The organism is Paenibacillus sp. FSL K6-1217, from assembly GCF_045040735.1.
Lineage (GTDB): Bacteria > Bacillota > Bacilli > Paenibacillales > Paenibacillaceae > Paenibacillus_AQ.
Window position 1 is genome coordinate 7,068,033 of sequence record NZ_CP150271.1, and the last position, 21,369, is coordinate 7,089,401.

Annotated in this window: 15 protein-coding genes; 13 read left to right on the forward strand and 2 right to left on the reverse strand. The window is 56.2% G+C overall.

Annotated features, from left to right (window positions below; all coding sequences use genetic code 11):
* Positions 1–117: 117 nt before the first annotated feature.
* Entirely contained in the window at positions 118–1,938 is a 1,821-nt protein-coding gene (locus MHH28_RS31015) for a peptidoglycan D,D-transpeptidase FtsI family protein (RefSeq protein WP_405109256.1), read from the forward strand.
* Here MHH28_RS31015 and MHH28_RS31020 read toward each other — a convergent pair.
* On the reverse strand, positions 1,884–3,125 hold the full coding sequence (locus MHH28_RS31020; protein ID WP_405109259.1) for an AI-2E family transporter: 1,242 nt from the start codon (positions 3,123–3,125) through the stop codon (positions 1,884–1,886). The genes MHH28_RS31015 and MHH28_RS31020 overlap by 55 nt on opposite strands.
* Positions 3,126–3,373: 248 nt before the next feature.
* Here MHH28_RS31020 and MHH28_RS31025 point away from each other — a divergent pair, with 248 nt between their 5' ends.
* The 12 genes from MHH28_RS31025 (at position 3,374) to MHH28_RS31080 (ending at position 19,436) form a co-directional block, all read left to right on the forward strand.
* The gene (locus tag MHH28_RS31025; RefSeq protein ID WP_405109261.1) at positions 3,374–4,744 is read left to right on the forward strand and encodes a polysaccharide deacetylase family protein; all 1,371 of its coding nucleotides are present in this window, start codon (positions 3,374–3,376) and stop codon (positions 4,742–4,744) included.
* A 237-nt stretch (positions 4,745–4,981) separates the two neighbouring features.
* The gene (locus MHH28_RS31030) at positions 4,982–6,112 is read left to right on the forward strand and encodes an amidohydrolase/deacetylase family metallohydrolase (protein WP_405117349.1); all 1,131 of its coding nucleotides are present in this window, start codon (positions 4,982–4,984) and stop codon (positions 6,110–6,112) included.
* On the forward strand, positions 6,066–7,178 hold the full coding sequence (locus MHH28_RS31035; RefSeq protein ID WP_405109264.1) for a DgaE family pyridoxal phosphate-dependent ammonia lyase: 1,113 nt from the start codon (positions 6,066–6,068) through the stop codon (positions 7,176–7,178). Before MHH28_RS31030 ends, MHH28_RS31035 begins: the two co-directional genes overlap by 47 nt.
* Positions 7,171–7,926 (forward strand): KDGP aldolase, encoded by a 756-nt coding sequence (locus MHH28_RS31040; RefSeq protein ID WP_405109267.1) that lies wholly within the window; start codon positions 7,171–7,173, stop codon positions 7,924–7,926. The genes MHH28_RS31035 and MHH28_RS31040 overlap by 8 nt, the downstream gene beginning before the upstream one ends.
* The gene (locus MHH28_RS31045) at positions 7,919–8,935 is read left to right on the forward strand and encodes a sugar kinase (protein WP_405109270.1); all 1,017 of its coding nucleotides are present in this window, start codon (positions 7,919–7,921) and stop codon (positions 8,933–8,935) included. Before MHH28_RS31040 ends, MHH28_RS31045 begins: the two co-directional genes overlap by 8 nt.
* A 139-nt stretch (positions 8,936–9,074) precedes the next feature.
* Positions 9,075–10,091, forward strand: a complete 1,017-nt coding sequence (locus MHH28_RS31050; RefSeq protein ID WP_405109272.1) for a glycosidase — start codon at positions 9,075–9,077, stop codon at positions 10,089–10,091.
* A 365-nt stretch (positions 10,092–10,456) separates the two neighbouring features.
* A complete protein-coding gene (locus tag MHH28_RS31055) occupies positions 10,457–11,770 on the forward strand; it encodes an extracellular solute-binding protein (RefSeq protein WP_405109274.1) in 1,314 nt (437 codons plus the stop codon).
* A 100-nt stretch (positions 11,771–11,870) separates the two neighbouring features.
* Positions 11,871–12,746 carry a carbohydrate ABC transporter permease gene (locus tag MHH28_RS31060; protein ID WP_405109277.1) on the forward strand — a complete coding sequence of 292 codons (876 nt, stop codon included), beginning with the start codon at positions 11,871–11,873 and terminating at the stop codon, positions 12,744–12,746.
* Positions 12,747–12,776: 30 nt separating this feature from the next.
* The gene (locus MHH28_RS31065) at positions 12,777–13,607 is read left to right on the forward strand and encodes a carbohydrate ABC transporter permease (protein WP_405109280.1); all 831 of its coding nucleotides are present in this window, start codon (positions 12,777–12,779) and stop codon (positions 13,605–13,607) included.
* Between the two features lie 60 nt (positions 13,608–13,667).
* Entirely contained in the window at positions 13,668–15,476 is a 1,809-nt protein-coding gene (locus MHH28_RS31070; protein WP_405109282.1) for a sensor histidine kinase, read from the forward strand.
* On the forward strand, positions 15,466–17,061 hold the full coding sequence (locus tag MHH28_RS31075; protein ID WP_405109285.1) for a response regulator: 1,596 nt from the start codon (positions 15,466–15,468) through the stop codon (positions 17,059–17,061). Before MHH28_RS31070 ends, MHH28_RS31075 begins: the two co-directional genes overlap by 11 nt.
* A 56-nt stretch (positions 17,062–17,117) precedes the next feature.
* The gene (locus MHH28_RS31080) at positions 17,118–19,436 is read left to right on the forward strand and encodes a glycoside hydrolase family 3 N-terminal domain-containing protein (RefSeq protein WP_405109287.1); all 2,319 of its coding nucleotides are present in this window, start codon (positions 17,118–17,120) and stop codon (positions 19,434–19,436) included.
* A 153-nt stretch (positions 19,437–19,589) separates the two neighbouring features.
* On the opposite strand, the gene ilvD is transcribed toward MHH28_RS31080, so the two are convergent.
* A complete protein-coding gene (ilvD, locus tag MHH28_RS31085; protein ID WP_405109289.1) occupies positions 19,590–21,275 on the reverse strand; it encodes a dihydroxy-acid dehydratase in 1,686 nt (561 codons plus the stop codon).
* Positions 21,276–21,369 lie beyond the last annotated feature (94 nt).

Here is a 21,369-nt window from a genome sequence, read left to right on the forward strand (position 1 = left end):
CCAAAGTACCTGAGTCATCACCGAAGTTAGAGCCCCACTTCGTGGGGTTATTTTGACCATTGTGGTGGGTATAATATTAGCCATGGTTCTGCAGCCCACTTGATGGAGGAATAGCTCGTGCACAAGCTGATTCATAAACGTATATTTTGGGGATGCCTGATCCTGTGTATGCTGCTGGCGGGCCTGGTGATCCGGCTGGCCTGGGTACAGCTGCTGCTGAAGGACAGCCGGGTGAGCGGCACCCGGTACACTGTGGCTCAGATGGCCGAGCTGCAAAGTGAGCGCGAGACCGTGCTGGATAGCGGACGAGGGCGGCTGTATGACAGAAATGGGAAGCCGCTGGCCGGGGAGACGGTATGGACTGCTGCGCTGTTCCCGCCGGAGGAGCAGTTTCACCTGCATCATGGAGCCGGAGAACCTAACGATGACCGGCAGCTGCACCGGCTGGCGGAGATCCTTGGCGTCAGCTACAGCCAGCTGCAGGCAAGACGGCTGGGGCTGAAGGAGCCGCTGCTCTGGCCTGCCGACCAAGGCACGGGTCCGCTGGCCTTGACCCTGCCGCAGGCCAGAGAAGTGGAGGGGCTTGCGATCGAAGGCGTCAGGGCGCTGCCTTTTGCCCGCAGATATGACGGGTCTGCTTCCGGCCGCCAGTGGCTCGGTTATCTGTCCGAAGCTTCAGGTGAGGCAATCCGTCAATCCCCCACAGGCCTGAGAATTCCAAGAACCGGCACAGACGGACTGGAGAGAACGCTGGAGCCGCTGCTTCAGGGCATAGGGCATACGGAGGCGGTTGCCCAGGTGGATGCACGCGGCAACCGGGTTCCGGGCAGTCCGATCACCGTTAAGGCACCGGGCAATCCCTATTATCCGCTGTCTATATATACCACGATTGATCTGAAGCTTCAGGAGAGTATAGAGAAGCTGGCGGCGGAAGCTGGGGTGAAGGAAGGGGCGATTGTGGTACTCGACAGCCGGAGCGGAGATATCGCAGCGATGGTCTCCTTGCCGTTCTATAATCCGCAGCAGGTCTCCCCCCAGGGAGGAGAATGGAACAACCGTGCTCTTCAAGCGGCAGCCCCCGGCTCCATCTTCAAAATTGTTACGGCGGCGGCTGCGCTTGAAGCCGGGCTGACCACACCGGAGGAGCCCTTCTTCTGTGCAGGAGCGTATGGGAAATACGGATTGTCCTGTCTGCACGGCAAAGGACACGGCGCCCTCTCGCTCGCGCAAGGGTTCGCCGTGTCCTGTAATACTGTATTTGCCACGCTGGCCGAGCGGCTGAGCGGGGTGAAGCTCCAGGCCACCGCGCTTGCCCTTGGGCTTGGCCGGGGCATCGGATGGGAGGCGGAGAATACGCTTGGACTGCCGCTGCTCCGGCCGCTTGCCGGGGAGCAGCCGGGAACCATCTTCACCACGCTCCTGCCCGATGACGGAGGGGCGAGGGTCCAGACGGCGATCGGCCAGCGCGATGTGCGGGTTACCCCGCTGCAGGCGGCGAATCTGGTCGTCACGCTGCTGCATGGCGGCGAGGTGAGAGCGCCGCGGATTCTGGAGCGGGTTGCTTTTGCCAATGGACAGACGCTTAAGGAGCTTCCGGGACATCTGGCGCCTGCGCCGGAGGGCCGGATCTCTCCGGCTACTGCCCGGGTGCTGCTGGGTATGATGCGCAGTGTAGTCACTGAGGGAACAGGCCGTATGCTGAAGCATTCCGCTTGGCCGCTCGCCGGCAAGTCAGGCACGGCCCAGACGCTGGTGCATGGGACGCCGCGCAACAATCAATGGTTCATCGGCTATGGTCCGGTTGACCATCCGAAATATGCGGTGTCTGTGGCCATAGAGAATGTGGCTCCAGACAGTCCGCAGGCTGCCACCCGGCTGTTCGGTCAGGTGTTCGAGCTGTTATCGGGATTGGAAGGCGGCGGATCAACCGGGGCCTGAGGGCTTGGATCTTCATTCACGATAGGCTCCCCATTCCCGGCCGGGCCGCTGCTTCCGGGGCCGCCTGGAGTGGAGGTCCCGGGGGCCGCGAAGGGAGAGACGATGAACTCCTCCTGCGGCAGATAGATCCACTGCTGGAGATATCCCTGCTGGAGCAGCTCCTTGAGCAGAATCAGCAGAATCGGCGACAGGATGAGTCCAGGTATGCCGAACAGGGAGGAGGACAGAATCACGAACGAGAGCATCAGGAAGGCGGAGGTGACACCGATCGAATTCCCTGTGATTTTGGGCTCCAGCAGCTGTCTTACCACCATCACCACGGCCAGCAGAACGATCAGCCCGATGGCAAGCGACGTATTGCCGACAATGAACAGATAGATGATCCAGGGGATCAGCACCGCAGGTACGCCGAGCAGCGGCAGCAGGTCGACCAGGGCGCAGACCAGTGCTAAGGTAAGCACATTGCCCGTCCGGAGAATCAGCAGACCGGCAAGAATGATGACAAAGGTGATGCTGATCAGGATCATCTGGGCTTTGATATAAGAACCGATAGCCTTGAACACATTCCCCTGCAGGAAGGCATAAGCGGTCTTGAACGTCTTCGGCAGCTTCTCATGGGCGATTCTGCGCCAGTCCTTAATCTCCATACTGAGGAAGAAGGCCAGAATGATCGCAATCCCGAAATTAGCCATGAAGGAAGAGAAGGAGCCAAGCACTCCGACCATATACTTAAAGAAGGCGACCATCCACTTCGAGAGAATGTTGGTGGCATCCGTGAAATACCCGTTCAGCTTATCTGTCACATCGGATGGAAGCGAATCAATCTTGTGCTGAAGATAGGTCGTAGCCTCTGCGAAATGCTGCTGGACCACGTATGTATATTTGGGAAGATTATTCTGGAAGTGAATCGCCTGGGTCGTAATCAGCAGTCCGGCACCGAACAGGATGCCCAGCAGGATCACCAGGAACAGAACGACGGAGATCGCGGAGGCGAAGGGCTTGGCCATCCCCTTACGGTTCAGGAAGCGGGCCAGCGGCTCAATGAGCAGAAATACAAAAAAGGACAGGAACACCGGAGCAGCCAGCTGGTATAATTTGCTGAAGCCAAGCATCACTAAATATACGGTCAGAACAAGCAGCCCAATGTCGAAAAAGGTGCGCCAATATTTTTTGTACAGCGGCAGCATAGATTTAAACGACCCCTTTATGTAAGATGGATTTGTAACCGGTACTTCAATTCATTGTACACGATTTTAATAAAAAGCGTCTATTTCTTTGGCAGCTGTGTTAAAATAGGAGGTAATGTTTTTTTGGGGGATATGATCCTTCGAGGGCATTATTTACGCTTCTACTAACTCAACTTGGCCGTATCACATCGATCTCTTAACAGACGTAGGGCGAGCCAAAGTCAACTCTGGAAAAGCGGTGATTGTACATGCAGACTTTGCTGCTCTGGCTATTTTACATCTCTACCTTTTATGCCTTTATTCCCGGTATGATCAGCCGTTTGTTTGGTTATCGCGTCTTCCGCAAAGGGATTGGACGCACGGATTACGGCCTGACCTTCGATGACGGGCCTGACCCGCATTATACGCCGCTGCTGCTGGATCTGCTTAAACGATACGATGCGAAGGCGACCTTCTTTGTCGTTGGTTCCCACGCGGAGAAGCATCCCGAGATCATCAAGCGAATGCATGACGAAGGGCATTTGATCGGTATTCATAATTATGTACACAAGACGAACTGGCTCATGCGTCCCGCCACGGTGAGGAAGCAGATTGACCGGACGGATGAGATCATCTTCTCCATTACCGGAGAGCGCAGCACCTACTACCGGCCTCCCTGGGGGATCGTGAACCTGTTCGACTTCTCCAAGCGCCGTCAGGTCCAGATTGTGCTGTGGTCAGCGATGTTCGGCGACTGGAAGGAGAAGCTTGGTGCGGAAAAACTGACCGAGAAGCTCATTGCAAAGCTCGGTCCGGGTGAGGTGCTGCTGCTGCATGACTGCGGGACGACGATGGGCGCTGATCCGAACGCACCGGAGCATATGCTGATTGCGCTGGAGCGGATGCTCGCCGAAGCCGAGAGACGCGGACTGCGCAGCGTGCGGATTGACGAGATGATCAAGGCGGTGCAGCGCTCCCCGATCACGCACTTGTCCTTCGGCAAGCGGCTGCTTGTCGGCTTGTGGCTGGCGTGGGAGAAGCTCTTTCAGCTGATGTTCCAGCTCAAGACGATTACACCGGCCGACCCGTTCCTGCATTACCGTCTGCGGAAGTATCAGGGCAATAGGGTGCTGATGGATAACGGCGAGACCTTAAGCAAGGGCGACAAGGTCATTGAGCTGCATATCGACAACAGGCAGCTGTTCGAGCTGGGGGTTCATTCCCGTTCTCCGGCGCAGCTGGCGATCCGTATGATCCGCCGGATGGAGAAGGATCTGCCGCTGCTTGCAGCGCATATTGCCGGTGATGTGGAGCTGGCCGAAGCCAAAGCACTCTACGGGGTGAGCATGATCAACCGCGGGCCGGAGAAATTCGGCTTCATGGTGGTAGACCTCCCCGGCGGCCTGTTCGCCCGCACGACCAAATTCTATCTCAGTGTTCTGCTGAGTGTGATCCACCCATCAGGCGGGGCAAGGCTCAAGGTACGCAGCGAAGTGCTGGTACCCAAGATGATGCTGATGCCCGTGTCGCAGCTGCTGAACCAGATGAACCAGCGGCGGCCGCAGAAGCCGGTGCAGCGGGTGCAGGAAGAGGAACTGGCGCTTGAAGCTGAGCTGCCCGGAGCAACGGTGGTTCATTGAAGACGAAGCATAAGCAGTATAATGCACTTATATTCATTACAGATCTCCGCTGGCCTATATGGGCTGGCGGTTTTTTTGTTTGGACATGTATTGTTTTGAGAAATTTGAGAACCGGACTCACCTGAATTCTGACGATATAATCGCAATTCTATGGGATATTTCTTTAGCCGGGGGCGGGCTATGATTAATTCATACACTGGGCAGCATGAACAGCTCGACTGAAAGGTGATGGACATGATGACAGAGCGGTTGCTGCTCCGCCGGGTGAGGCGGATGGACGGCAGGGAAATGGATTTGGTGGTGGAGAACGGAAGGATCATGGAGATCGTACCGGCAGGCACAGCAGATGCGGCCGGCGGCCGGGTGTGGGAGGTGCCCGGAGCCTATGTCTCCAGCGGCTGGATTGATTTGCATGTTCATGCTTTTCCGGCCTTTGATCCTTATGGGGATGAGATCGACGAGATAGGTGTGAAGCAGGGGGTAACAACCCTGGTGGATGCCGGGAGCTGCGGGGCCGACCGGATCACGGAGCTTGCGGAGGCAGGCCGGGGAGCAGCGACCCGGCTGCTGGCTTTCCTCAATATCTCCCATATCGGGCTGCAGCGGATTGATGAACTGTCCGATATGGAATGGGTTAACCGGGCGAGGCTGCTCTTGGCCGTCTCGAAGCACCCTGATTTTATCGTTGGGCTGAAGGCGAGGATCAGCCGGAGTGTGGTCAAGGATAGCGGACTTGAGCCGCTGCATGCAGCAGTTCAGTTATCGGAAGAGACTGGCCTGCCGCTGATGGTCCATATCGGCTCGGGTCCCCCGGATATCCGTGAAGTGATACCGCTTCTGCGCAAGCGGGACATCATCACCCATTATCTGAATGGCAAAAGCAATAACCTGTTTGACAGTGCAGGCCAGCCGCTTGAGGTACTCAAGGAGGCGGTCTCACGCGGCGTCCATCTGGATGTCGGCCACGGAACGGCCAGCTTTTCCTTTGCAGTGGCGGAAGCCGCGAAGCGCAGCGGCTTCCACCCGGATACCATCAGCAGCGACATCTACCGCGGGAACCGGGTGAACGGTCCGGTGTTCAGTCTGGCCCATGTGCTGAATAAATTCCTGGCGCTCGGCTATTCCCTGGAGGAGACGGTGGCACGGGTGACAACACAGGCTGCAGACTGGCTGGGTAGACCGGAGCTGGGCGAGATCCGCACCGGAGGTGAGGCGAATCTGACGTTATTCCGGGTGAAGGACCAGCCGGTGGAGCTGGTGGATTCAGAAGGCGCGCGGCGGGAAGGCCGTCAAATTATTGAAGCGATGGGAGTGTTCGTTGATGGCAGATTCATTGAATGCGAAATACGGGCTGAAGCGGGTTATTAATGCCAGCGGCCGCATGAGTATCCTGGGGGTATCCGCCCCTACGGATACAGTGATGGAGGCGATGAAGCAGGGAGGGCAGCGGTATGTGGAGATTGCTGAGCTGGTTGATAAGGCTGGCGACTATGCAGCACGGCATATCGGCTCGGAGGCTGCTGTGATTGTCAATTCGGCTTCCAGCGGAATTGCACTTGCGGTAGCGGCGGTGGTCACACGCGGCGATCACCGCGCAAGCCTGCGCCTGCATCAGGACAAGCTGTACCGGAACCAGATTATTATGCTGAAGGGGCATAACGTGCAATACGGTGCGCCTGTTGAGACTATGATCTATCTGGGCGGCGGGGAAGTCCTGGAGGCCGGTTATGCCAATGAAGGCCGGGCAGAGCATCTCAGAGAGGCCGTGTCGGACCGGACGGCTGCTATTCTATATGTGAAATCCCATCATGCAGTGCAGAAGAATATGATTTCAGTCGAGGAGGCCTGGGAGACCGCCCAGGCGGCGGGCCTTCCGCTGATTGTGGATGCCGCAGCAGAAGAGGATCTGCAGAAGTATGCACAGATGTCCGATCTGGTCATTTACAGCGGCTCCAAAGCCATTGAAGGACCGACCTCCGGCGTTGTTGCGGGCAAGCGGACCTATATTGAATGGCTGAAGGTGCAGCTTCACGGCATCGGACGGAGTATGAAGGTCGGCAAAGAAACGACGTTCGGGCTGCTCCAGGCGCTGGATGAGTATGCGGTTAAACGGGATAACAGTGGTCAGGAAAAGGCAGCCTTGCAGACGCTGCTGACCCTGAATGAGCTTCCCGGCATACAGGTATCGGTTGTCCAGGATGAAGCAGGACGGGCGATCTTCCGGGGAAGAGTCCAGGTGGACCGGGCTCTGGCCGGAATTTCTGCACAGGAGCTGTCCGAAGGGCTGCGGCAGGGCGATATTGCGATTTATACCCGGGACTATGGCGTCCGCCAAGGGTATTTCGATATTGATCCGCGTCCGCTGACGGGAGATGACATTCACATCATTGCGGCGGGAATTCGTGAGTTGACTGGAGGAGAGGCAGATGTCTAAGATTGAAAAACGGTTTTACAAGGGCCGGGTTGCCCTGAACGTGCTGGCCCGGGATATCGGGAATGCCAAAGAGGTCTTCGAGGCGTCCGAGGGGCATGTGCTGGTTGGCGTACTCTCGAAGGATTACGCCACTGCCGGGGAAGCGGTAACAGCCATGCAAGCCTATGACCGGGAAATTGACGGCGCCGTATCCATCGGGCTGGGCTCCGGAGACAACCGTCAGGCTGCCGTGGTGGCGGAAATCGCCAAATCCTACGGAGGAAGCCACATCAATCAGGTGTTTCCTGCCGTAGGTGCCACCCGCGCCAATCTGGGCGGAGAGGAGAGCTGGATCAATAGTCTGGTCTCCCCGGCAGGGCAGCCAGGCTACGTTAATATTTCTACCGGCCCGGTTAGCGCTGCTCACAAGGAGCAGGCGGTTATTCCTGTTAAGGCGGCCATCGCCCTGGTCCGGGATATGGGTGGCAATGCATTGAAATATTTCCCGATGCAGGGTCTGAGCAGGGAAGCAGAGCTGCGCGCGGTGGCTGAAGCCTGCGCCGAGGAGAGCTTCGCACTGGAGCCGACAGGCGGCATTGACCTGTCCAACTTTGAGGCCATTCTCTCTATTGTGCTTGGTGCCGGCGTCCCGCAGGTCATTCCCCATGTCTATACCTCCATTATTGACCCGGATACCGGGCGTACGCGGCCTGCCGATGTGCAGAAGCTATACGGGATCATGACCAGGCTGGCGGACAGCTATGTCTAAACAGGTCGCCGCGTTCGGCGAAGTGATGATGCGGTTGCAGGTTCCCGGATACGAGCTGCTGTCACAGGCCAACCATTTGAAATATTCCTTCTCGGGGAGCGGTGTGAACGTATTGTCCGCTCTGACCCGGTACGGGCATCAGGGCAGTCTGGTTACCAGACTGCCAGAGGGCCCGCTGGGTGATGCCGCAATTGCCAGCCTGCGCAAGCTGGGCCTTCATTCCGGCTATATTGAGCGCGGCGGGCAGTATATCGGCATGTATTTTCTGGAGGACGGGTTCGGGGCGAGGCCCGGCAGAGTGACTTATACGGACCGGGCCGGCAGCAGCTTCAATACGGCTCCGCAGGACACGTATTCCTTTGCCCGGCTGGCGGGCAAAGCGGATGCTGTCCATTTCTGCGGCATTACACTGGCGATGAATGACGGCGTCAGAGCAGCGATGAAAAGCTACGCCGAAGCGGTCAGGCTGAGGGGAGGCCTTGTGGTTTTTGACTGCAATTACCGCCCTTCCCTCTGGGGGGAAGGCGGCTATGAACGGGCGAAGCCGCATTATGAAGAGATGCTTCATCTGGCCGATATCGTGCTCATGAACGAGCAGGATGCCATGTTCATCCTGGGCTTGGAGGCTGTAAGCGGCGAACGGGAGGGGCAGCTGCAGGAGCTGATTCCTGAAGTAGCCTCCCGTTACAGTCTCTGCACGGTGGCCGGAACCCAGCGGACCATCCATGAGGATAACCGCCACTCCCTGCGCGGGTATATCTTCAAGGCGGGCAGCTTCTCGTTCTCGGATACGCTGACCTTCACAGTCCTGGACAGGGTTGGAGCGGGAGATGCTTATACCAGCGGGATTATTCATGGCGAGCTGGAGGGCTTTGATCCGCAGCATACCGTTTCATTCGCCTGTGCTGCCGGAGTGCTGGCGCACACCGTAGCGGGCGACACGCCGATGTCCTCCGAGCAGGAGGTCTTCCGGATGCTCATGAATCCGGGCGGCGATGTTCTGCGCTGAGGACTCTTCTTCCTGGCCGGGCATATCAGCGCTATTATTCGGATGATTTCTATACTATGCCGGATATTTTGGCTCCCGGGGCCGGGCTATAATGGGGATAATTCAATTCAAATACAGACGAATCCGAGGAGGCAGTGCAATGCAAATCAACAGACATCCGGAGAATCCGATCGTAGTGCCGGGGAAATATGACTGGCGGCTGGCGACGGTATTTAATCCGGCGGTGATCAAGGATAACGGGAAATTCTATATGATTGAACGGACCGCAGGCTCCCTGACGCCATGCAAGAATTACCTGGGTCTGCTGGAAAGCGAAGACGGTGTCCATTTCACCCATGTGAAGGACGAGCCGGTGGTTACACCCGATATGCTCGGCTTCCCGTACGGCAGTGTACAGGACCCGAGAATAGTGAAAATTGGTGACCTGTTCTACATGAGCTTTGCGCTTCGTCCCTGTGCTATGAACTATTATCCGACCGGAACCGGTATCCCGGAGCGCTCGATACCTGAATATCCCGATGGCTGGGGAGAGGAAGAAGGGCACTGGCTGACGCGTTCCATTCTGATGTCCTCCCGCAATCTGACGGACTGGGAATATGTAAGCACTACAACCCCGCTTGAGATTAACGACCGCAACAATATGCTGTTCCCGGAGAAAATAGGCGGCAAATACGCGCTGCTGCGCAGACCGGAGGAGTACATTGGTGAAGCTTACGGAACTGAGCAGGCGGCCATCTGGATCTCCTACTCGGAGGATCTGAAGGAATGGGAAGCACCAAGTCTGCTGGCCAAAGCGGAAAACAGCTGGGAAAGTAAAAAGATCGGGGCCTCTACTCCGCCGATTCGTACCGAACAGGGCTGGCTGCTGCTGTACCACGGTGTGGACAGTGATACAGTCTACCGCCTCGGCGCCATGCTGCTCGATTTGGAGGATCCGTCCAAGGTGATCGCCAGAACGAAGGACTTTATCATGGAGCCGGAGACGTATTACGAGAAATTCGGCTATCAGATTCCCAATGTTATTTTTCCGACCGGCTGTGTGCTTGATGATGGCATTCTGCATATCTACTACGGCGTAACCGATACGGCTATCGCGCTGGCAACTGTTCCGCTCTCCGAGATGCTGGACCATCTGCTGGGGCAGACGGTACTGTAGGCAGAGGTTGTAACAGAATACACAATCAGCTAAAAGCTTCAACTGTGAATCACTAACCGCTTGGATATTGTCAGGCGGTTAATACAAACCTGACATTGGAAGCGTTTACCTTTTATGATCAACGAAAATAACACTATTTATATAACAGCAAGTGTAAAGTAACATGACTTATTTTCATCAGTTTCAGCATTTATTTCATAATTTTTGCAAGATCACTGTAGAATAACGGATATAATCTAACATTTGTGGGATATAGACAGCGGCGGATAGCTTTTATAATTAACGTAACAGCTCAGGCCACCACAGAATACGGGAATCTGAGATGCGGGAACAGCAGATACTAATAAGTAGGAAGAGGGTTGATTATGGTGACAATGAAACAGACAAAAAAAGTAGCTTTGCTTGGCATGGCAGGCGCGCTGGCTTTGTTCACGGCGGCATGCGGCAACAGCAACAACGCAGGTAGTGCAGACGGAAGCGGGAACAGCGAAGAAACCATCACCCTGAACATGATGCATCCCTGGACATCGCCCAATGTGGACAATGAGGTATATAAGGCGCGGATCGCCAAATTTGAGGCGGAGCATCCGAATATTGTGATCAAGCAGGACGGAGTGCCCTCCGCACAATATAAAACCAAGCTGCGCACACTGGCAGCCGCCAACAATCTGGCGGATATCAATGTCGTATGGCCCGGGGCCGACCTGGAGCCGCTGGTGGAAGGAAGCCTGGTGGAGCCGATCGACAGCCTGATGGATAACTGGAAGTCAATTCTGCCGGAGAGCGCGCTGGCCGGGTTCAATATGGGCGGCAAGCAGTATGCCGTCCCGACCAAACAAACCTTCGTAGATATCATTTATTACAACAAAGATCTGTTCGCCCAGGTAGGTTATACAGAGTTTCCTGATACGTACGACAAGTTCATCGACGCAGTCACCAAGCTGAAAGCTGCGGGCATTACACCAATCTCGCTGGGTAACAAGGAGCAATGGCCGCTGCAGTCCTCCTATCTGTCTATCATCGGGGACCGCTTTACCGGCAGTGATTTCCTTACCAAGGTGGTAAATAAGGAAGCTAAGTTTACAGATCCGGAGTTCGTCAAAGCGATTGCGGTTATCGACGAGCTGGCCAAGCTGAATGCCTTCAACACCGATGCCAACAACATGGATTCAGTGCAGGGCCAGGATTATTTCATTCAGGGCAAAGCAGCTATGCATATCTCTTCTTCCACGGTTGATGCGAGAATCCGGATCAATAATGACGGAGGCGACAAGTTCGGTATTGCCTTGTTCCCGAGTGTGGAGGGCGGCAAAGGCGATCCGGTGAAGAGCGCGGGTGTGGTACAGTACGGCATCGCCATGAAGAGCGGGCTGAATGAGAAGACCAAAGCGGCGGCTGAGGAATTCATGAAGTATTTTGTCAGTGAGGACCTGTACAAGGAGCTGATCCGCAACGGCGTTGTAGTTCCGGCCACTGTGGAAATTCCCGAGGATGCCAGCCCGTATCTGAAAGAAATGCTTGAGCTGACCGGCAAAGGCACAGCTCCTGTATTCGACAGCATCATTCCGACACAAGTGGTTGACGTAGTGCAGAACGGCATACAGGCGCTTACGATAGGCCGCGGCACACCGGAAGAGGTCGCCAAGGAAGCGCAGGAAGCTATGGACCAAATGAACTAGGACTTACTCGGAGAAACGGACAACGCCATTTGCATTATCAGGCGAAGCCGTTTCTCCATTTCATAAGCAGAAGAGGATTCAATTGGAAGGGGGATGCCCTGTGCATACGCTTAAGCAAACTAAACTGGCGATCTTTATCGGATTATTTCCGGCGCTGGTCATCTATCTTGGAATTGCGATCATACCGATCGGCATTTCGCTCTACTACTCAGTGATGGACTGGAACGGGATCGGGAAGATGACCTTTATCGGCCTGGACAACTACTCCCGTATTCTTACTGATGATACATTCTGGCTTTCGGTACAAAATAATATTGTAATTATGCTGACCGGGCTGGTCGGTCAACTTCCGCTGGGGCTGATCATGGCGCTGCTGCTGAACAAGGGGCTGAAGGGCTCAGGCTTCTTCCGCACCGTCGGATTCATGCCAGTTGTCATCTCGTCCGTTATGGTTTCCTTAATCTGGGGCATGATTTATAACACGGAATACGGGATGCTGAACAGCATGCTGGCCTTCTTTGGACTGGAGAGCTGGCAGCAGAACTGGTTGGGGGACACGAAGTGGTCCATGCTGTCCATCAGTGTGGCTTACATCTGGCAGAACTGCGGGCTGTACATGGTCATTTTCCTTGCGGCTCTGCAGAATATTCCGGACGAAGTGAATGAAGCCGCCGAGCTGGACGGTGCAACAGGCTTCCGCCGTACACTGCATATCACGATTCCGATGCTCCGCAGCACAATTATGGTAGCGGTCGTATACAGCATCAGTAACTCTTTCCGGGTATTTGATCTGATTCAGGTGCTGACCGGCGGCGGTCCGGCACATCAGACAGAAGTCATGACGCTCTATATGTACAACAGCGCGTTCATGAACCTGCGTTACGGCTACGGCAGTGCGGTATCCATTCTGATTCTGCTGTTCAGTCTGGTTGTGATATCCATCGTTAACCGGATCGGCCGGGAGAAGGATGCCTGATGAAGATTTACAGAAAGGAGGAGAGAAGCTATGAATAAAAAAACACCGTTATTCAAAGTCGTGGCCTACACATTTTTGAGCCTATTCGCTATTATGAATATAATTCCGATCTTTTGGATGGTCGTTAATTCGTTTAAGGAAGAACAGGAATATGCGGCGAACCCGTTCTCCTTCCCGACCACGCTGCATTTCTCCAATTATACCAAGGCCTGGGAAATCGCGAATATGAACATTTATTTCTTGAACAGTCTGCTGATCACGTTCGTGTCGCTGATTGTGACCGTGCTGCTGGGCTCGCTTGCCGCCTATTTCCTTGCCCGGTTCACCTTCAAGCTCCGCGGCTTCACGTATGCGCTGTTCCTGCTGGGGATGCTCGTGCCGATTCACGCCACATTGATCCCGATCTTCCTGATTATGCAGAAAATGAGTCTGATTGATACGTATTTCTCGCTAATTCTACCGTATACGGCGTTTCACCTGTCATTGACGGTGTTCATTCTGGAGGGCTTTATGCGCGGCTTCCCCAAGGATCTGGAGGAGTCGGGTATTATGGACGGAGCAGGGGTATTCCGCATCTTCTGGTCCATCATTCTGCCGATCACCCGCCCGGCTATGGCTACCGTCGTGATTCTGAACTTTATATACAACTGGAATGAATACTTATTCGCGCTCGTACTGATCACCTCGAATTCGCTTAAGACGCTCCCGCTGGGGCTGGCGAACTTCGTCGGTGTAGAGACAGCGAGCTATACGCTGCAAATGTCGGCGCTGACCATTGCGCTTGTTCCAATATTGATCTTCTATCTGTTGCTGCAGAAGCAGCTGGTTACCGGAATGACTGCCGGAGCTGTCAAGGGCTGAGTCCGGGTCGCAGGGAAGACTGTTGCAGGAAGCGGCGGTGGAGGGAAAAGGAGTCTGAGGATGAAGACACGCTGGAGAATGGCCGGTAATTTCGGTTTGAAGCGCAAGGCGATGGTGATCTTTCTGCTGTTTGTCATTCTGCCGACCATCGGGGTCGGGGTCATTGTCCAATATAAGTACAACAAGGTGCTCCGCGAGCAGTTCATCAGTGCTACCCGCCGCAACCTGGATAATGTGACCAGCCAGCTTGGAGAACAGACCAAGATGGTGGAGGATATCGCCGACTACCTCATCCTGAGTCCTGACATGCGGAACTTTCTCCGCAGTTATCCGCTGCTTGAAGCTGAGCAAAGGTCTGTATACAAACGTAATATTGAGGATTTCCTGACCTTCCAGTTAATGTCGAGAAGCTATATCCGCACCATTGAAATTTCCGGCTACAACGGCAACACCATCGAGATGGGCGAGCCGTTCAGCGGGGATGAAGGCAGGTGGCAGCGCGAGGCGGTGGCCCGCAAAGGCGGAATTCTCTGGACAGAGGGCTATCCGCTGAACAGCTCCTGGAACGGGCAGGTGCGGGTGCTCTCCATGGTCCGTATTCTCAATTCCTTCAGCGAGATTACGAAGCCGCTCGGCATGCTGACCATCCGGCTCGATGAGGCGGAGATCGCTGCCCAGCTTGAAAAAGGTGTGCTGGCAGCCGGCTACGGCAGCGTGTTCGTCATGGGCGGGGCAGGTGATCTCATCCTGGAATCCGTCAACCGTCTGCCGGACGGCTATGTTCCAGACGAGGCTCTCATGCAGAAGCTCACAGCGGGCAGCAGCAAGCTGGCCGCCTCTGACATCGGAGGCAAGCGCTATCTGGCTATGTCTAACCAAATTGAAAATTCTGACTGGAAAGTGGTCGTTATCATCTCCGAAGAGAAGATGGCGGAGGAATTCCGCAGCGTCAAGATTGTAATGTCCGTTATTCTGATTGCCATTGTGGTGCTGGCGCTCACTGCGCTTGTTGGCTTCCACTATACGATTATCCGTCCGATTCTGCGGCTGAAGATCGAGACTGGGCGTGTGGCGGGTGGTGACTTCCGCGCGCGGGTGCCCGTCAATTCCCAGGATGAGATTGCCGAGCTGGGCAGCAAATTTAATGAAATGGTTATGACCATTGAGCAGCTTATTGATCATAAATACAAGCTGGAGCTTCGGGAAAGAGAGTCGGAGCTAAGGCTGATGCAGAATCAGATGGACCCGCATTTTCTGTACAACACCCTGGATATGATCCGCTGGACGGCCCGGCTGGAGCAGGCGGAGCAATCCAGTCAGCTGATCGAAATGCTGTCCAGATTCTTCCGCGCCAGCGTCAATAACGGAAGCTATCAGACGACGGTGGGCAAGGAAATGGATTTCGTCCAGGCCTATTTGTATTTGCAGCAGTACCGGCTAGGCGATAAGCTGTCCTATTCACTGGAGCTGGAGCCGGGCATTGAAGAGACGGCTACCCTGAAGGCGACCATCCAGCCGCTGGTGGAGAACGCGGTCAAGCACGCTTTTGACAGGAGCAACCCAGTTCTTAGGATTGAAGTGAAGGCTTATACTGCCGGAGAGGAAATCAGAATTGATGTGACCGACAACGGCATAGGCATGACTCCGGACCGGATGCGGGAGATCGCAGCTAACCTGGATCGCAGGCCTTCGATGCGCGTAAGCGGTCACGAAGGGGCGCTGCGGAATATTCATGAACGGCTGTCCATTAAGTTCGGACAGGATTACGGGCTGCGGATTATCCATTCTTCGGGTGAAGGCACTGGAATTCGTGTCACACTCCCGCTGCGGCAGGCCGGAAGCGAGGGGGCAGAAGATCATGACCAATAACGGACGAATAGAACCCAGAGGGCTTAAGATGCTGATTGTCGATGATGAGCCGGTGATCTGCAAGGGGCTTCGCTTGACCATCGATTGGGCTGCGCTGGGGATAGAGGTCATAGGCGAAGCTTACGACGGTGAGGAAGCGCTGCAGATTATGGGGGAGCATGAAGTTGATGTCGTGCTCTCGGACATCCGGATGGACGGCATGGATGGTCTGCAGCTTGCCGGACAGGTGAGGCAGCGTTATCCCGGGGTCCGTATGGTGATCATCAGCGGCTATGAAGATTTCGATTATGCCCGCCAGGCGATCCGGCTCGGGGTGAACGATTATTTGCTGAAGCCGGTGAATATAGAGGAGCTTACCGGAGTTGTGGGCAAGCTGGCGGAAGATATCTTGCGGCAGAAGCAGGAGGGCGGCAAGGATGAAGTGAAGCTCTGGCTGACCAACATGGCCCGGCAAGGAATGGCCTACCGGAAGGCGGCACCAGCTTCGCTTCAGGGAGCGCAGTTCAGAATTCTTGCCTCGCAGCTCAGCTGCTATCAGGAACGTTATGCGGAGCTTGGACAGGAGGAGTATGAGCAGCTCCAGGAGCAGTGGATAGAGAGCCTCCACAGGCAGCTGGCACGCCCCGGCCTGAAGCTCGTCTCGATCTTCGATCATGAGAATCTGCTGATTACACTTGCGGCATCGGACAACTTGCTGAAGCCGCAGGAATGGCGTGAATGGCTGGACGGCTTCGTTCCCGGGCTGATCCCCGGGGCCGAGCTGCATTGCGGGGCATCACGGACTTATACCGATGCCGCTGAGACGGCAGACCGTTGTGCGGAAGCCGCAGAGCTGCTGCGCTATGCTGTTCTGAAGAGCCCTGCCGTACTGGAGGAAGAGGTTATCCGGGAGTGGAGCGCTGCAAGGGAGCCTGCAGCATTGGATATTGCCGATACGGTGCAGAATCTGGTGTCGGCTCTGTTCAAGCAGGATGCCGGGGAGACCGAAGAGCTGGTGGCGGAGATGCTGCGTTTTTTCCGGCGTGAGGCATATTTGCTCCATGAGATCGTGACGGTGTATGAGGAGCTGTTCGCTCTGCTGCGCCAGCGGCTGCGCAAGAGCGGAATCACCGGGATGGATTATGGCCGCCAGTCGCCGGATCTCTATCTGTACAATTCTTACGATGCTCTGCAGGCGCTGATCCGTAAGGATATGGGTGATCTCCTGGAGCTGATTGAACAGAACGGGACGGACCGCTCCTACTGGATCGTGGAGAAGGCCAAGCGTTATATTGAAGCGCAGTACCGTACGGATCTGAAGGCATTCGAGGTGGCGGCCTGGCTGAAGATTACACCCAGTTATTTCAGCTATATTTTCAAGCAGAGCACGGGCAAGGGCTTCACAGAATATATGAACGAGCTGCGGATTGAGCAGGCGAAGGCACTGCTTGCGGCTACGCATGACAAGGTATTCGAAATTGCCGATAAGGTGGGCTACAAGGAATACAAATATTTCGTTACCGTATTCAAGTCCTATACCGGCATGACCCCCAAAGAATACCGGGGCCTGAGGGCAAGCGAGGATCTATCCAGCAAGGATGGATAAGGCTGAAGCGGCAAACGGAAGTCAGATAACTTGGGACAAGCGGGAGGAACGAGACGATGGAAATATATAAGTTATCCTCTTATAGTGTGGAGGAGCGGGTTCAGGATCTGCTGTCCCGCATGACACTGCGTGAAAAGACAGGCCAGCTGAACCAGCGGATGTATGGCTGGGATGCCTACGCCTGGGAGAACGGGGAGCTTGTGCTTACCGAGGCCTTCCGCCAGGAGGTGGCTGACGGAGGAGGAATGGGCGCGCTGTATGGATTATTCCGCAGCGACCCATGGTCCGGCGTGGATTACAGCAACGGGATAACCGCCGCCGACAGCGCCGCTGCTGCGAACAAGGTGCAGCGCTATGTGCTGGAGCATACCCGGCTGGGCATTCCCGTGCTGCTTAGTGAAGAGTGTCCGCACGGGCATCAGGCACTGGACGGAACCCTGCTGCCCGTGAATCTGGCTGTCGGCGCAACCTGGAATCCGCAGCTGATGGAACAGGCCTACAGCCGGGTGGCACTGGAGCTGCGGAGCCGTGGAGCCCACATCGGGCTGCTGTCCGCCCTTGATATTCTGCATGATCCGCGCTGGGGGCGTTCCGAGGAATGCTACAGCGAGGACCCGTTCCTGGCCGCCGCCTTCACGGCATCGGCGGTGCGCGGGATGCAGGGAACAACACCGGGCGGGCTGGCTTCACCGGACAAGGTGGCGGTGGTTCTCAAGCATCTGTGCGCGCAGGGAGCGGCACAGGGCGGGAGGAATGCCGGGCCGGCCGCAATCGGTGAACGTGAGCTGCGCGAGATTCATCTCCCGGCTGCGCAGGCAGGGGCAGCGGCGGGGGCTGCCGGATTCATGGCCGCCTACAATGAAATCGACGGCATTCCCTGCCATGCAAATGAGGCGCTGCTGAGCGGCATTCTGCGCGGAGAATGGGATTTCGGCGGTATAGTTATGGCTGACGGCCAGGCTGTTGACCGTCTGATAGCGCTGACCGGCAGTTATGAAGGCGCGGCAGCGCTGGCCTTATCCGCCGGTGTAGACCTGAGCCTGTGGGACAAGGCGTTCAGCACACTTGAACAAGCGGTGAAGCTGGGGCTTGTCCGCGAGGCTGAGATTGACCGCGCCGTATCCCGTGTGCTGGCGCTGAAATTCCGGCTCGGCTTGTTTGAGCGCCCGTATACAGATGAAGAGCTGGCGCTTACTGTGGTGGGCCATGCGGATACCCGCAGGCTGAACCTGCAGGTGGCGCGGGAATCGGCCGTTCTGCTGAAGAACGAAGATGCGCTGCTTCCGCTCGGCGGCAAGCTCGGGCGGATCGCAGTCATCGGCCCGAACGCGGACCGGCTGTATAATCAGCTCGGTGATTACACCAGCATCCAGCGGGAAGGAAGCGGCACAACGGTGCTGCAGGGCATCCGGCAGTGCGCGCCGGCCGGGATTGAGGTTGTGCATGCTCTGGGCTGCGGCATCCGCGAATCGTCCACAGCCGGCCTGAGCGAAGCGGTAGGGCTGGCACGCAGCGCGGATGTTGCTGTATTGGTGCTGGGAGGCAGCAGCGCCCGGCAGTTCGGCGGCGACTTCGAAGCCAACGGTGCCGCTATTATCAGTGAAGGCAGTCCATCCGAGATGGACTGTGGAGAAGGAGTGGATCTGGCCGACCTGCGGCTCGGCGGCATCCAGCTGCAGCTCGCGGAGGCGGTGGCAGCCACCGGCACACCGGTGGTCGCCGTCGTTATCCAAGGCCGTCCGCATGCACTGGACGGACTGGAGCCGCTCGCCGGCGCGCTGCTGTGCGCGGCTTATCCCGGTGCGGAAGGCGGGCAGGCGATCGCTGAGATTCTGTTCGGCCGCGTGAATCCCAGCGGCAAGCTGCCGGTGTCCCTGCCGCGCTCCTCCGGGCAGCTGCCGGTATATTACAACCAGAAGGACCCGGGCCGTCCCCGGGTATATGTGGACATGCCGTCCGCTCCGCTGTATGCCTTCGGACACGGGCTGAGCTACACGAGTTATGAATACGGAAGCGTCTCATTATCCGCTGCTGCGATCTCAACGGCTGAGCTGGAGGCAGGCGGCGGGGTATCGGTCCGCGTCAATGTGAAGAATACCGGCGCCGTCACAGGGCTGGAGACCGTCCAGCTCTACATCCGCGCCCGGGAGTCGGGGATCACCCGCCGGATTGCAGAGCTGAAGGGCTTCAGCAAAATCCTGCTGCAGCCTGGTGAAGAACAAACAGTAACCTTCCGTCTTGGCTTGGAAGAGCTGGGCGTATGGAATACGTCCATGAAGTTTGCCCCTGTTCCCTGCCGGGTTACGGTGATGGCTGGAGGGAGCCTTGCCGAGACCCGGTCCGCAGAGCTTGTAATTACCGGCGGCAGATTCTAATCCCTTTCTATTAAATACACCTCGATTCAAAAAAAAGATGCCCTGGCAGACAGCAGTCTGCAGGGCATCTTTTGTATGCTTATTTCAATGGGGTAACATTTCAACAGGTAAAGACTTGCGTTCTTGTATTATACAGAATCACGGCTCTAACGATTAGATCTTCAGCACGCCGCCTTTACTTGCATTGGTAACCAGCTTGGAGTAACGGGCCAGATAACCGGTCTTCACCTTCGGTTCGAACTCTTTCCAGCCGCCACGGCGGACTGCCAGCACTTCTTCTTCCACCAGCAGCTCGATCTTGCGGTTGATCAGATCCAGCTCGATGATGTCGCCATCCTCTACAAAAGCGATCGGACCGCCCTCAGCCGCTTCCGGCGAGATGTGGCCGATGCTGATGCCGCGGGACGCACCGGAGAACCGTCCGTCCGTGATCAGGCCGACCTTCGCGCCAAGACCCATGCCCACGATCTGCGAAGTCGGAGCCAGCATCTCAGGCATGCCCGGTCCGCCCTTCGGTCCTTCGTAACGGATAACCACAACATGGCCTTCTTTGACCTTGCCGTTGGCGATGCCTTCCAGTGCTTGCTCCTGGGAGTCGAAGCAGATGGCAGGTCCTTTGTGATAGCCGCCAACGGAAGCATCTACGGCACCCACCTTGATGATAGAGCCTTCGGGAGCCAGGTTGCCGTAGAGCACAGCCAGTCCGCCTACTTGGGAATAGGGGTTGTCGATGGTATGAATAACAGACGTATCCTGGATCTCATGCCCGGTCACATTCTCGGCCAGTGTCTTGCCGGTAACGGTCATGCAGTCGCCGAAGATCGCGCCCGGCTTCTTCAGCAGCTCGTTCAGCACGGCGCTTACGCCGCCTGCCCGGTCCACATCCTCGATGAAGATATCGGAGGCCGGAGCCAGCTTGGCCAGGTAAGGCACGCGGTTGGCTACTTCATTGATGCGCTCCAACGGATAGTCGATTTCAGCTTCCTGGGCCAGTGCCAGGGTATGCAGCACAGTGTTGGTGGAGCCGCCCATCGCCATATCGAGTGCGAAGGCATTGTCCAGCGATTCCTGAGTTACGATATCACGCGGCTTCAGATCCAGCTTGATCAGCTCCATGAGCTGGGTTGCTGATTTGCGGACGAAATCTCTGCGTTCTTCGGCAACCGCCAGGATCGTGCCGTTGCCCGGAAGCGCAAGGCCCATAGCTTCGGCCAGACAGTTCATGGAGTTGGCGGTGAACATACCGGAGCATGATCCGCAGGTAGGACAGCCGAATTGTTCCAGTTCCAGCAGCTCAGCATCATTGATCTTACCGACCTGATGGGCACCAACGCCTTCAAATACGGAGGTCAGGGAGAGCTTATTGCCCTTGCTGTCCACGCCGGCCTTCATCGGCCCGCCGCTGACAAAGATCGTCGGGATGTTGACGCGCAGCGCGCCCATCATCATGCCCGGGGTGATTTTATCACAGTTGGGAATGCACACCATACCGTCGAACCAGTGCGCGGATACCACCGTTTCCAGAGAGTCGGCAATGATCTCGCGGCTTGGCAGCGAATAACGCATACCGATATGACCCATGGCAATACCGTCATCTACGCCGATTGTATTGAATTCGAACGGAACCCCGCCGGCTTCACGGATCGCTTCCTTAACGATCTTGCCGAATTCCTGCAGATGCACATGACCCGGAACAATATCGATATAGGAATTGCAGACCGCGATGAACGGTTTGCCGAAATCCTCTTCTTTGACGCCTGCTGCCCGCAGAAGGCTGCGGTGAGGAGCGCGGTCGAAGCCTTTTTTGATCATATCTGAACGCATTTTCTTGTTTGCCATGATGACTTTTCCCCCTAACAATATTGGTGAAGCAAATATAGTGCCGCATTAACGCATTGCAATCCCGGAATATACGTACCCTGCGGTGATTGGT

What these genes read in the sequence shown, in the direction of transcription:
- MHH28_RS31070 (WP_405109282.1), top strand. Translation starts at nt 13,668, where the DNA reads ATGAAGACACGCTGGAGAATGGCCGGTAATTTCGGTTTGAAGCGCAAG.
- MHH28_RS31045 (WP_405109270.1), top strand. Translation starts at nt 7,919, where the DNA reads ATGTCTAAACAGGTCGCCGCGTTCGGCGAAGTGATGATGCGGTTGCAG.
- MHH28_RS31065 (WP_405109280.1), top strand. Translation starts at nt 12,777, where the DNA reads ATGAATAAAAAAACACCGTTATTCAAAGTCGTGGCCTACACATTTTTG.
- MHH28_RS31020 (WP_405109259.1), bottom strand. Translation starts at nt 3,125, where the DNA reads ATGCTGCCGCTGTACAAAAAATATTGGCGCACCTTTTTCGACATTGGG.
- MHH28_RS31055 (WP_405109274.1), top strand. Translation starts at nt 10,457, where the DNA reads ATGGTGACAATGAAACAGACAAAAAAAGTAGCTTTGCTTGGCATGGCA.
- MHH28_RS31075 (WP_405109285.1), top strand. Translation starts at nt 15,466, where the DNA reads ATGACCAATAACGGACGAATAGAACCCAGAGGGCTTAAGATGCTGATT.
- MHH28_RS31025 (WP_405109261.1), top strand. Translation starts at nt 3,374, where the DNA reads ATGCAGACTTTGCTGCTCTGGCTATTTTACATCTCTACCTTTTATGCC.
- ilvD (WP_405109289.1), bottom strand. Translation starts at nt 21,275, where the DNA reads ATGGCAAACAAGAAAATGCGTTCAGATATGATCAAAAAAGGCTTCGAC.
- MHH28_RS31040 (WP_405109267.1), top strand. Translation starts at nt 7,171, where the DNA reads ATGTCTAAGATTGAAAAACGGTTTTACAAGGGCCGGGTTGCCCTGAAC.
- MHH28_RS31030 (WP_405117349.1), top strand. Translation starts at nt 4,982, where the DNA reads ATGACAGAGCGGTTGCTGCTCCGCCGGGTGAGGCGGATGGACGGCAGG.
- MHH28_RS31035 (WP_405109264.1), top strand. Translation starts at nt 6,066, where the DNA reads ATGGCAGATTCATTGAATGCGAAATACGGGCTGAAGCGGGTTATTAAT.
- MHH28_RS31080 (WP_405109287.1), top strand. Translation starts at nt 17,118, where the DNA reads ATGGAAATATATAAGTTATCCTCTTATAGTGTGGAGGAGCGGGTTCAG.
- MHH28_RS31050 (WP_405109272.1), top strand. Translation starts at nt 9,075, where the DNA reads ATGCAAATCAACAGACATCCGGAGAATCCGATCGTAGTGCCGGGGAAA.